This window comes from Chitinophaga sp. CF118, from assembly GCF_900112615.1.
In the GTDB taxonomy this organism is placed as follows: Bacteria; Bacteroidota; Bacteroidia; order Chitinophagales; family Chitinophagaceae; genus Chitinophaga.
Window position 1 is genome coordinate 872,239 of record NZ_FOMK01000004.1, and the last position, 13,027, is coordinate 885,265.

Genomic DNA, 13,027 nt, shown 5'->3' on the forward strand with positions numbered 1-13,027 from the left:
GTCAGATATTTTGCGCCAGCAGAATGGCCTGTTTTAATGCGTTCAGTTTATTATTCACTTCTTCCAGTTCTGAGGTGGCGACTGACTTAGCCACTACACCGGCACCTGCCTGGTAGTACAAAGTATTGGATTTGCTGAGGATAGAACGGATCATGATAGCATGGTTAAAGTCTCCGTTGAAACTCACCGCACCTATACATCCTCCATAAAATCCGCGGGCGGTAGGTTCATACTGATCAATGATCTGCATGGCCCTGTATTTCGGTGCGCCCGACAATGTACCAGCAGGGAAAGTAGCTGCCAGCAGGGAGAACGGATTTAGTCCGGACTGGATCTTACCTGTCACTTCGCTTACCAGGTGGATCACGTGTGAATAGTATTGGATTTTGCGGTATGATTCTACTTCTACGTTTGTAGCCAATCGGCTTAAATCGTTACGGGCAAGGTCTACCAGCATCACATGTTCCGCATTTTCCTTCGGATCTTCCAGCAGTTGTGCCGCCAGTTCCCGATCCTGTTCATCATTGCCGGTGCGGCGGAAAGTGCCTGCAATCGGGTGAATGGTAGCCTTATTGTCTTTTATAACCAATTGTGCTTCAGGGGAAGAACCCATCAGTTTATAGTCGCCGTAATCGAAGAAGAAAAGATAAGGGGAAGGGTTGATAGAGCGGAGGGCACGGTATACATTGAATTCATCACCTTTGAACTGCTGGTGGAAGGCTCGCGATAATACCACCTGGAAAACATCTCCGCGGAAGCAGTGTTGCTTTCCTTTTTCCACCATCTCTATATACTGCTCATTGGTCATATTGCTTTTCTCCTCTCCTTCTGCAGTAAACTTATAGTTTGGAACGTCTTTCTGCCGGATAAGGGATTCAATCAGTTCAAACTCGCTGTCGAGCCCTTCTACCTGGTTTTCACAGAGGTAGAGCTCGTCTTTGAAATGATTGATTACAATAACATACTGGTAAAAACGATAACGCATCAGTGGGATGGTACTCTCGCTCTGTTTATTCTTATTAAATTCTATTGTTTCGAAGAACTGTACTGAATCAAAAGTGCTGTAACCGAATAAGCTTTGTACTACAGGCAACACTGGTTTATTAACGAAGGAGAATTTACTAAGGAATTTCTGCAGTTCGTCCAGCACATTCTGTGGGCTTTTCAGCTGTTTTCTTTCTGGCGGGAGGTTCGGATATTTAAATTCGAAATCCTTTATGGAAGTGACTTCCATGCCCGCTATCGGCTTGATACAAATAAAAGAAAAGCTGTTCTCACTGGCGCGGTAATCGGTACTTTCCAGCAATACGGAACCGGGGAATCTGTCGCGGAGCCGCAGGTAGATGCCGACAGGAGTAAATATGTCTGCCAGCATTTGCTTTGATCTTGATTTTACTTGAATACTACCCATTGGTTTGTTGATTAATTTGATTGGGTGACCGTCAAAAACGAAGAAGGCCCGCTGTGTAACAGCGAGCCTTCCAATTATATTTCACTACGAAACATGGCACTGTAACACCTTATCAGGAACTGATAGTATGCCAACGCCAATGTTTGTATGTCATGTTAATGTTCATTGCGGGACAAATATCTGGTGTTTTTTGAAAAAATGCAAATTTTTTTTGCGAACTGAAGCATTATGTCTATTGTCCATAATTTAAAAGCTCCTGCATAAGATCAGCTAATGGAATAGCAGTTACCCCTTCTCCAAGGGAGAACCTATCTTTCCCCGAATAAACAACGTATCTCTTATCAGCTTTTATATCATCACATGCAATATGAAAGCCTTTTGATAAAGCCGGGGAAGAACTGCGCTTTACTTCGATAGCCCATTTTTCTTTTCCTGAAAATTCAAGGATAAGATCTATTTCCGCGCCATTAGATGTGCGATAATAAAAAGGTAAAGCTCTTGCAGGAACAACAGACATAATATTTTCGATAACAAACCCTTCCCAGCTCCCACCCACAACAGGGTGGCCAAGCAAATCATTGTAAGTGGAAATATTTAATAATGCATGTGTAATACCACTATCTCTGACATATACTTTCGGAGTACGTACAAGACGTTTTCCAACATTAAAGGTCCAGGGTTGCAAACGTCTAACCAGCAAAAGATCAACCATCAGATCCAGATAACGACCAACTGTTACACTTGAAACCTCTAAACTTCTTGCCAAGTTAGAAGTATTTATAATTCCCCCCTGATTATGAGCCAGCATTGTCCAGAAACGTTCAAGCGTTTGAGCAGGAATACGGGGTCCTAACTGGGGAATATCACGTTCGAGATATGTCTTAATGAAATCGCGTCGCCAATCCACGCTATCATTATCGGAAGCTGCCAGAAGACTATTAGGAAAACCTCCACGCAGCCAAAGAGTATTGATCAATTCCAGATTCTGACCAGCATATTCCAGTACATCAATTCCATGAAGTTCTATATAAGAAATTCTTCCCGCAAGTGATTCGCTTGATTGTTGTAAGAGATGGATCGATGTGGGCCCCAAGAATAAAAATTGCCCTGCCTTATTACCCTTTCGTCGTTCTTTATCAATTATTCCTCGTAATGGAGCAAATACTTCAGGTATACGTTGCACTTCATCCAGAATAATAAGCTTTTCAGTGTTCTCAGCATGAAAGGTGGCAATATCCCGAACCTTTTCAAGATCAAGCCTGTTTTCCAGATCAAGATAAACTGCAGGAACAGTTTCAGAGATATTTAATGCAATAGTAGTTTTACCTACCTGACGCGGTCCCATCAATAAAACAGAAGAGCTCCGTTGCAAAACTTGTTTTACTCTGATTTCTAGTCTACGAATAATCATCCATACAAATCATTTATCCATTTAAAATATTATCTACGCATTTAAAAACGACCAGTCCTTAATCCCACTCACGATCTTTCTCGCCATTCTCATCTGTTCCGGGAAAAGTTCCTTCCCTTTTAATCTTGCAGAAACCTTTTTCACTAATTTCCTAAATACTCGTTCTTTAGAAGAGAAAGTCGAAACTTTCAATCTTATTATGAAATTATAGTTTTTCATACTGCGTATATAGAATGATCTGAATTTCAAGGCAGCGAAAATACCTCAAAATATGATACAGGTAAGGCTCAGACAAAACAAATAACCTTATCAGAACCCTATTATCATTATGCACCGATTACGATTTATAAATCGTGAATTGCCTAAAATAAAAAAGCGGAATGTAAAACACATCCCGATCCTCAAAATATTTATTAAACTCTACCCCCTTCGTACTAGGCAGCTACGTATTCGATTATCAGGCTTCTAAAAATGACCAATCTTTAATTCTGCTCACTGTGTCTCTTGCCCATGCCATCTTTTCAGGAAACATTTCCTTCCCCCTATACTTTTCAGAAATATACAAAACTATCCTTTTAAACTCCCGTTTTCCCTCAGCAATATTTGTAGCTTTTAGTCTTGCTACGAGATTGTATTTTTTCATATTTTAAAGTTAATTATTTTCTTTTGTAAACAAAAATTGAACTATAAAACCTTCCAATCTGATAATCTTCCATAACCATTTCACCTTCATTATTTTGAACGCCACCTTTGAAAACATAATCATTGTTTAAAATGGAATAATACTTATTTATAAACCGGCAATATAGTTTTATTCTACGCCCAACTTTCCTGCATTTATCAGTACATTTTCTTTGACAGGAAAGCATACACACATCAAAATAAGCCGAATCACTATCACTGCCCTGAACAAGAATAACACCATCAGGTTTTTCTTCAAAAAATAACGGAATTGTAGTCAAAACCGTATTAAATACTTTATAAGTATCTCCATTATTACTAACACTTTTATCACTTAATTCCCCCCTTTCATTATCGTAATCTGCAAAACCTAAATTATATACTGGTTTTGTATACTCTATATTTAAAGGAGAATAGTCTATCACCTTAATAACTTTAGTCTTACCCACACTTTCAAAATGATATTTCAATTTTCCTTCCTCAAATTTTGAGTCAACTAAATAATGGTTTGTATTTGACATAGGACCGCAAAAATATCTCAAGAAAAGATAATAATTGAGGTTGAACAAAATGAACAAACACAAATAAAAATGAATGAAATGACATTATCATTATGCACTAATCAGTATAAATAAAAAAGCGGAATGTGAAACACATCCCGCTCCTCAAAATCTTTATCAAATCCTACAACACTCCCTTCGTACTAGGCAACTGCATATTCGAAGGATTACGCTTCACTGCCATCTTAATCGCTTTTGCAAACACCTTAAAGATCGCTTCTATTTTATGATGTTCATTTTCTCCTTCTGCTTTAATATTCAGATTACACTTAGCTGCATCTGAGAACGACTTAAAGAAGTGGAAGAACATCTCTGTAGGCATCTCTCCTATTTTCTCCCTGTTAAATTTAGCATCCCACACTAACCAGTTACGGCCACCGAAATCGATCGCTGCCTGTGCGAGGCAATCATCCATTGGAAGACAGAAACCATAACGTTCTATACCGCGTTTATCTGCTAAACCCATCGCCATCGCTTCTCCTAATGCCAATCCAACATCTTCAATAGTGTGATGTTCATCGATGTGAAGATCTCCTTTTGCTTTTACTGTCAGGTCGATACTACCATGACGGGCAATCTGATCCAGCATGTGATCAAAGAATCCCAGTCCGGTACTGATATCTGCTTTGCCGGTACCATCCAGGTTAAGAGAAACAGTGATGTCTGTTTCTTTGGTAGTACGTGTATGTGTAACGGTACGCAGACCGAGTTTTAAAAATTCGTAGATCTTTTGCCAGTCAGTAGATTCCAGCAGGATCACTGATTGCAGGGCCTGCAGATCATCGCTGATTTCTGCATTACCCAAGCCCGTGCCTTCATTCAGGAAGATCGCTTTTGCGCCTAAATTTTTGGCCAGTTGTACATCTGTGATACGGTCACCGATAACAAAGGAATTAGCCAGATCGTAGTCTGCGGAGAAATACTTCGTGAGCATGCCGGTGCCCGGTTTGCGCGTGGGTGCATTCTCATGCGGAAAGGAACGGTCTATAAATGCTTCTTTGAAAATGACACCCTCATTGGCAAAAGTGCGGGTAATAAAATTCTGTGCCGGCCAGAAATCTGCTTCCGGAAAACTGGCAGTACCAAGTCCATCCTGGTTTGTGACCATTACCAGCTCAAAATCAAGTTCTGCTGCAATCTTTGTCAGGTAGGTAAATACTTTAGGATAAAATTCTACTTTATCCAGACTATCTATCTGATACGTAGGCGGCACTTCTTTGATGATAGTTCCATCCCTGTCTATGAAGAGTACTCTTTTCATAATTGAACTGATTTAATCGCGTTTATCAGTGTGATGTTTTCGTCCGCTGTACCTACAGTAATGCGCAGGCAGCCATTACATAATTCTACTTTTGAACGGTCACGTACAATGATTCCTTGTTCAACAAGATAGTTGTAAATGCCTTTTGCATCGACTGTTTTAGCGAGTATAAAATTGGCATCGCTGGGATATACTTCCAGGATTTGTGGTAAGGCGTCCAGTGATGCTGATAATTTATCTCTTTCTATCACCGTATCCCGGATCCATTCATTCACTTCACCTATATTATCCAGCGCCTGTAATACAAGATCCTGTGCAGCCCTGTTGATGTTGTAGGGAGGTTTTACTTTATTAAGCACATTAATGATCTCTTCACCTGCAAAAGCCATTCCTACGCGTAATGCTGCAAGTCCCCATGCCTTTGATAACGTCTGCATTATCACCAGGTTCGGATATTCTGTGAGTTCTGGGATAAAAGTTTTCTGACGAGCATAGTTGATATAGGCTTCATCTATCACAACGATACCATCGAAGTTATTCAGCACCATCTCAATGTCTGCGCGATTGATGGAATTACCTGTAGGATTATTGGGAGAACAGATGAATATGAGTTTGGTGTTCTCATCTACTGCCTGTTGTAATGCGGCCATATCTATCTGGTAAGTATCAGGTGTAAGCGATACTTTACGCACAATCACATCATTGATGTTAGCACTCACTTCATACATACCATAGGTAGGTGGAAATAATACCACGTTATCTATACCCGGGCGACAAAAAGAACGGTACAACACATCAATTACTTCATCACTGCCATTGCCGAGGAAGATATTCTGTGGAGGCACCCCTTTGATATCTGCCAGTCTGTATTTCACCTTCCATTGCATTGGGTCCGGGTAACGGTTGTATGCTACCGGTAAAGGAGAACCATAACTGTTTTCATTTGCATCGAGAAAGATGGCTGCTTCTCCTTTGAATTCATCTCTCGCAGTAGAGTAAGGTACCAGCCTTTTAATATTATCGCGTAATAAGCTATTGAGATCGAACATCGTGATAAGTTTATTATTTCCCTTTGTATTTTAACCTGACTGTCACCGCATTTTTATGCGCATCCAGTCCTTCTGCTGCAGCCATTGTTTCGATGGTAGCTCCTATCCCCTGCAGTCCTTCTTTTGTAAGACGCTGGAAGGTGATTTTCTTTACAAAGCTATCCAGCGATACCCCACTGTAGGCAGTAGCATAACCATTAGTAGGCAACGTATGATTAGTACCGGAGGCATAATCGCCCGCACTTTCCGGGGAGTAGTTACCCAGGAATACAGAGCCTGCATTGATCACAGCATCTGCTATCCCGATATCATCCTTACAGGCTACTATCAGGTGTTCAGGTGCATAGGCATTCAGCAGTTCCATCGCCTCTTCAGTATCCTTTACTAAAATGATCCGGCTGTTTTCCAGTGCAAGAGCTGCAATATCTTTACGGGGTAATACTGCCAGCTGCGCTGCTACTTCTTTCTGCACTTCTTCAATAATCTCAGCAGCAGTAGTGACCAGCAATACCTGGCTATCAGGACCGTGCTCTGCCTGTGAGAGCAGGTCGGCTGCCACGAAAGAAGGTACGCAGGTATTATCTGCCAGTACAGCCACTTCAGAAGGACCAGCAGGCATATCTATTGCAATGCCTCCTTTGTTGACCAGCTGTTTGGCGCAGGTTACATACTGATTACCCGGGCCGAAGATCTTATGTACTTTCGGAACACTGTCCGTACCATAGGCCATGGCTGCAATAGCCTGCACACCGCCTATTTTGAATACGCGATCCAGTCCCACCTGTTCAGCTGCGTATAATACCGCGGGATGTACTTCACCGGCAGCATTGGATGGCGTACAAAGTACGATCTCCCTGCAACCAGCTATCATAGCGGGTATACCCAGCATTAATATAGTAGAGAAAAGAGGGGCAGATCCTCCCGGAATATACAATCCCACCTTTTCGATGGCTACCGGTTTGCGCCAGCATTGTACACCGGGCATGGTTTCAATGATCTTACCTGCTTCCTGCTGTGCTTTATGGAACAGTTCTATGTTGTGTTTTGCCTGAAGGATAGCCTTTTTCAGATCTGCATCCAGTACTGCGGAAGCATGTGCAAATTCTGCCGGTGTTACTTCCAGCGCCTGCAATTCTACTTTATCAAACTGCTTTGCATACTTGCGTACGGCAGCATCACCATTTAGCTTTACATCTGCCAGGATATTCCCAACATTGGTTTCCAGTGCTGCCGTATCCATTACTGGACGTTGCAGTAATGATGGCCAGGATGCTCTCTCAGGGTATTTATATACTAACATATTAAATGATCATCTTTTCAATGGGTACTACCAGGATACCTTGTGCACCGGCAGCTTTGAGGCTTTCGATGATATCCCAGAAATCATTTTCGTTCAGAACGGAATGTACGGAACTCCAGCCTGCTTCTGCCAATGGCAGTACAGTAGGGCTTTTCATTCCCGGCAACAGGCTGATGATCTTTTGCAGATTATCATTCGGTGCGTTCAGCAATACATATTTATTGTTCTTTGCTTTCTTCACCGCCTGAATGCGGAATAACAGCTTTTCCAGTAATTGTTGCTGTTCTGCGTTCAGGGAATTGTTAGTGATGAGGACTGACTCTGATTTCAGGATCACTTCCACTTCCTTCAAACCATTCATGAACAGGGTGGAACCACTGCTTACAAGGTCACAGATAGCATCTGCAAGGCCAATACCAGGGGCTATTTCCACAGATCCGCTGATCTCATGAATATCTGCTGTAATGCCATTCTCTTTCAGGAAGTTTTCCAGGATTACGGGGTAGCTGGTAGCAATACGCAGCTTATCCATGTCCTTCACACCATTGTATTCTACTGATCTTGGTACGGCGAGTGACAAGCGGCATTTACCAAAACCCAGTTTGGTAGCTACCTTTACGGAACGGTTCTTTTCAAGTACCACATTCTCTCCCACCATTCCAATATCTGCTACGCCGTCTTCTACATATTGCGGAATATCATCGTCGCGCAGGAAAAACACTTCCAGGGGAAAGTTACTGGCTTCTGTTTTCAGCTTATTTACGCCGTTGTTAATATCGATTCCACACTCCTTTAAGAGCTTAATAGAATCTTCGTGCAAACGTCCTGATTTCTGAATGGCAATTCTCAGTTTCATAATGTTACTAGTGTTCCGTGAAAAACAAAAAGGGGCTTACCGTGTGGTAAGCCCCTGATGATGTTCTAATATCTTATATAGTACATACAATCATCCCAGCCTACCTGCTTGGTAAGAAATGATGGTGATGATGTGTATGTGTGTTAATGTTCATAATTTGAATAACGGTGCGAAGTTAATAAGTATTTTTTAAAATAAAACTAATTTTTTTAGATAGATATCTGGAATATCTGTTATTATTATCGTCTTTAAAATATATGATCCGGCTGAAATACTAATGATGATTAATTATAATTCATTGCACACCACATCCATCTATCTTCTTTTTCATGAGGCATTCTTCAAATTTACTACGTTTTTATAATCATACTTTTTGTATTTACTTACGTAGGCCTTCCCTTTTTGAAGAAGTAAAAATTCATTCTTCGTACAAATGCTCATCCATAAATCGGGAGAGGTATGGAAAAAACAACCAAATTTCATTGCCAAATCTGTATTAAATTTCCTTTCTCCAGAAAGATATTTTTTAAGATTTCCATCAGTTGTATCAATACTAATTGCAAACTTCTTAAATGAAAGATTCAATACTTTCAGATAATCAGCTAAAAAAAATTCTATTGAACGAATATCCTTGATATTAATATCATTGCTTTCAAGATATTCTTCCATTCTATATTTGATACCATATAACTGTGTAATAAGTTGCTGTTCCGGAGAACGCTTCTGAGCTTCTTTTTTTATGAAGCTTTTAACTTCTGTTAAGTGGCTTACTGACCACTCTTTACCTTCAGCCAAGCCAATTTCAACCTTGTGATTGATCTCTTTGCTTTGATGAATTGTAGCCATACAATTTGCTTTTATAATTTTAGCAATTATTCCGGATCTGGAATATTATGCCTTTCGTTCCAGATATTCTTCAATTAAATTGCGTCCATTCTCCGGATCTATTATCATAGTGGTTGTATCAGCAAATCTTTGCGCTTTATATTTTGTACAATAATGCGTCATCAGTCTGATCTGATCTTTCTCATTCTCTTCACACACATCAAATGTCAGCCACCCCTGATAATCACCTTTTCCTCTAATAAAACTTTGCTTACACGCAAATGCAATCAGGCAACCAGCTACGTAATCATATTTCTTTAAATCTGTCCTATTATGGGGAGCGACCTCTACATAAGCCATATACGGGATGGTTTTATCCTGCATCTGAAAAATCAAAGTCCCTTCGATCAAGTCTGGAGTATCCTGATCTACTAGTACATAAGCCGTAGCATATGATAGCTTCATTAAGCGGCTGCCGAAGTTAAACCGCCAACCAGTCTGAATTGAAGGGAGCTCTATTCGTTCTCCCTTTCTAATAGTTGCGCCAACTAACTTATCCGTCGACACCTTCAATATTTTTACATTCATATATAAAAAGATTAAAAAAGGGGGATCGAGCTAACGCAACACAAATATACAAATAATTATACAAATTGTATAATCTAAATGAAATAACACTACAATTTGTATAATTAAAAGGGGCGGTTAAATTAAACTTACTGATTTGGTTAACAATGACTTAAAACAGGAAAGCAGTTTAGGTCAAATGATCTAAACTGCTTTCCTGTTTTATTATAAAACTACGTTTCTATCGCAACACCGTTAACTCAGTCCTTCTGTTCTCCTGATGCTGGCTCTCCGTGCAGGGAGTACCTTCGTTACAAGGATTAACAGGATCTTTCTCTCCCATATTATGGTAGAAAAACCGTTTAGGAGAAATTCCCTTCCGGGCCAGGTAAGCTATTACCGCATAGCAACGCTGTGCTGTTAAATTAAGGTTGTAGCTGTCCGTACCGCGGTTATCTGCATAGGAACGGATGATCAGTTTCCAGTTAGGCCGTTCTTTCAGCACAAGAGCCACATTATCCAGCACTCTCTTAGACTCATCCAGCAATACGGCACTATTATAATCATACAGGAATTTAAGTTTCTCCATGCGGCCAATTGCCGTTTTATCCGGATCTGTGAGTGTATCCACAGGCGGCTTAACAGCAACCACAGGCTTATCAGGCACAGGTTGTTTGACCTCCGCTATTTCAGGTTGTTTGCTAACTACCGTATCAGGTTTATTCAGTTTTTCGGTAAGGTGCGCATCCATGAAATGATAAACATCGTCTCCTCCCATGCCACCCAATCTATTGGACGAGAAATAACCTTCAAAAGTATTCCCTCTCAGAACAAAGCCCAGATCATCCCCTCCTGAATTAATCGGCGACCGTAAGTTTTGTACTCCCTGCCAGTCTTCCCTGTTTCCCTGAGCACGGTAAATATCATATCCTCCCATACCGGCATGGCCTCTACTCGAAAAATAGAGATATCCGTTTTCATTAATAATTGGGCAGGCTTCTTCCTGAGGTGTATTGATCATTGGCCCACAGTTCTTAGGTGCTCCCCAACGTCCGCCTCGTTGCCGTTCACTATACCAGATATCCGTTTTCCCGAATCCACCTGGCCTGTCTGACACAAAATATAACAGAGAGCCATCATGGCTAAGCACAACATGACTGGATGAACTTCCTGCATAGTTTAATTCTCTCATAGCGGTAGAGTCCAGCCATGTCCATTTATAGTCTTTCTTTACAGAACGGAACAACCATAATAACCATACCTGTTTAAGGATACTCTTTTCATTCGGTTTTGAGGGCAGGTTCATCGTGATATATGCTGTATCCTCTCTTGCATTAAAACATATCGGACCAATATTATGCGAGAATTTCCCTAACAGCTCCGGCAGTACTTCTTCCAGCATATTGTTGGCATTTCCGGCAGTATACTGCTTTAGCATATAAGATTTAAAGAATGGCTGATTAAGGCGGCTATCTAACTGTGGATGAGATTCACCTTTTCCATTGATCTGCATTTTTCGGTAACCGTTACCTTCTATTAGCAGCCCCTGTTTTGTGGCTCCACTGATCCATTCATCACCCTGAGTACAAATGTCTTTGATGTTTTCCAGTGCATAATCCGGAGGCAGGGATTTCCATACTACTGCACTGTCACAGCCCGCCAGCATCTGGTCTTTCAACCGGATACCATCTGCTTTCGAAGGATGGTAAAGGGCTAGTTCTTCTTTCGCTCTTTTGTAATCTTCCGTACGTTTCAGCATTTCAACAAAGATCAACCGTATGCTATCACTGCATTCAGGCCGTTTCAGCATATTCTCATACCAGAAAGTAGCTGCAGGCACTACGCCCATTTCACGATAACAATTAGCCAGTTTGCCCATCAATTCCAATGAGGGATTCTTTTGCTTCTCTATCAGGTTATTATATAAATTAGCAGCTTTTGCATACTCTTTTACTGCGTATGCTTCATCTGCCAATTCCCTGGCACTTCTTTGCTCCTGACCGTATGCCACCTGGCAGGATAGAAGAATTACTATTACAAAAAACCGTATCATCATAATTAGAAATAGCGTGGGTTTATTACCGTCGATTTCTTTGAAGGGAATGAAATCCCGACAGAGATTTCATGCGATCCTCCCTGGTAACCTGCCAGCTTGTTAATATTCAAATCGTACGAATAGCCGATCCGTAGTTTCTCAGATACATAATATTCTACCATAGCACTGGCTGCATTAGTGATCTGCAACTGATCAGGCAATTCCTTTTTCCATAGTTTAGGATTCATCCTGAAAGAACCTCCTATCCATAAAAGATGATCTATCTGCAAAAAAGCGTTTATATCTACCCCCGTAGGACCTTTAAAATCCTCTTTAATCATCAGTGAAGGCTTCAAACGAAGATGTTCCGACAAATACAACATACAGCCCGTGGTGAGGTAAATATGCTGTGATTTGCGGATAGTCTTAAAATTATATCCCTTCCAAAAATAGCCATTTTCCGTATATAACGAAAAAAGGTCCATAACAGATATACCCATATAAAATGCGGGCGTAGAGTAATAGATACCGAACCGCGCATCAGGCGCCAGTGTATTCACCTTGCCCGTTGGCACGGTAGGGTCACCGCTTTCCCGTGCTATCAAGGCACTTCCATCCAGAGAGTATTGAGTAACCCCGATACCTATACCGAGGGCGAATCGTTTTGTACCATCCTGGTCTAAAGGAATACGGTATGCATAAGAACCATACAAAGAAAATGCCTGTTGCGGCCCCATAAAATCTACCATAGCCTGTAAGCCAAGTCCTACTTTATTCCCGGCTCCACGGGGGCCATCAATGGATATCCCACCAGTACGTGGCGCTCCGGGAATCCCTGTCCACTGGTGCCGGTACGCCATGTTTATATACAAATGTTCCTTATAACCTGCATAAGCAGGATTTACACTCAACCCGTTAAATACATACTGGCTGAATTGCACTGTTTGCTGGGCCTTTACCTGTCCTGCTGTTATCAACAGGAGAAGGATCACCTTCCGCATGCTTGCAAATTTTAAGCTCATATCGTAATATTTCTACCTGCCCCGTACACAAGAACCGTTGTCCGCCCAA

At 41.2% G+C, this 13,027-nt stretch carries 12 protein-coding genes; all 12 read right to left on the reverse strand.

Features of this window, described 5'->3' with window-relative positions; all coding sequences use genetic code 11:
• Nucleotide 1: 1 nt before the first annotated feature.
• Entirely contained in the window at nt 2–1,411 is a 1,410-nt protein-coding gene (locus BM176_RS19785; protein WP_090106022.1) for an anthranilate synthase component I family protein, read from the reverse strand.
• Between the two features lie 232 nt (nt 1,412–1,643).
• Nucleotides 1,644–2,822: an ATP-binding protein gene (locus tag BM176_RS19790; protein ID WP_090106023.1), complete on the reverse strand. Its 1,179-nt coding sequence runs from the start codon at nt 2,820–2,822 to the stop codon at nt 1,644–1,646.
• A gap of 457 nt (nt 2,823–3,279) precedes the next feature.
• Nucleotides 3,280–3,465 (reverse strand): hypothetical protein, encoded by a 186-nt coding sequence (locus BM176_RS19800; RefSeq protein WP_090106025.1) that lies wholly within the window; start codon nt 3,463–3,465, stop codon nt 3,280–3,282.
• 13 nt (nt 3,466–3,478) lie between these two features.
• Nucleotides 3,479–4,024 carry a DUF6934 family protein gene (locus BM176_RS19805; RefSeq protein WP_090106026.1) on the reverse strand — a complete coding sequence of 182 codons (546 nt, stop codon included), beginning with the start codon at nt 4,022–4,024 and terminating at the stop codon, nt 3,479–3,481.
• Nucleotides 4,025–4,187: 163 nt separating this feature from the next.
• Entirely contained in the window at nt 4,188–5,324 is a 1,137-nt protein-coding gene (gene hisB / locus BM176_RS19810; RefSeq protein ID WP_090106027.1) for a bifunctional histidinol-phosphatase/imidazoleglycerol-phosphate dehydratase HisB, read from the reverse strand.
• On the reverse strand, nt 5,321–6,373 hold the full coding sequence (hisC, locus tag BM176_RS19815; RefSeq protein WP_090106028.1) for a histidinol-phosphate transaminase: 1,053 nt from the start codon (nt 6,371–6,373) through the stop codon (nt 5,321–5,323). Before hisC ends, hisB begins: the two co-directional genes overlap by 4 nt.
• 13 nt (nt 6,374–6,386) lie before the next feature.
• Complete coding sequence (gene hisD, locus BM176_RS19820; RefSeq protein ID WP_090106029.1) at nt 6,387–7,673, reverse strand: histidinol dehydrogenase; 1,287 nt, start codon at nt 7,671–7,673, stop codon at nt 6,387–6,389.
• Between the two features lies 1 nt (nt 7,674).
• A complete protein-coding gene (hisG, locus tag BM176_RS19825) occupies nt 7,675–8,529 on the reverse strand; it encodes an ATP phosphoribosyltransferase (protein WP_177230462.1) in 855 nt (284 codons plus the stop codon).
• A 327-nt stretch (nt 8,530–8,856) separates the two neighbouring features.
• Nucleotides 8,857–9,375: a helix-turn-helix transcriptional regulator gene (locus BM176_RS19830; protein ID WP_090106031.1), complete on the reverse strand. Its 519-nt coding sequence runs from the start codon at nt 9,373–9,375 to the stop codon at nt 8,857–8,859.
• 45 nt (nt 9,376–9,420) lie between these two features.
• Nucleotides 9,421–9,942, reverse strand: a complete 522-nt coding sequence (locus tag BM176_RS19835) for a hypothetical protein (RefSeq protein WP_090106032.1) — start codon at nt 9,940–9,942, stop codon at nt 9,421–9,423.
• A gap of 220 nt (nt 9,943–10,162) precedes the next feature.
• On the reverse strand, nt 10,163–11,977 hold the full coding sequence (locus tag BM176_RS19840) for an OmpA family protein (RefSeq protein ID WP_090106033.1): 1,815 nt from the start codon (nt 11,975–11,977) through the stop codon (nt 10,163–10,165).
• A 2-nt stretch (nt 11,978–11,979) separates the two neighbouring features.
• Nucleotides 11,980–12,978, reverse strand: a complete 999-nt coding sequence (locus tag BM176_RS19845) for a PorP/SprF family type IX secretion system membrane protein (protein ID WP_218162238.1) — start codon at nt 12,976–12,978, stop codon at nt 11,980–11,982.
• Between the last annotated feature and the right edge of the window lie 49 nt (nt 12,979–13,027).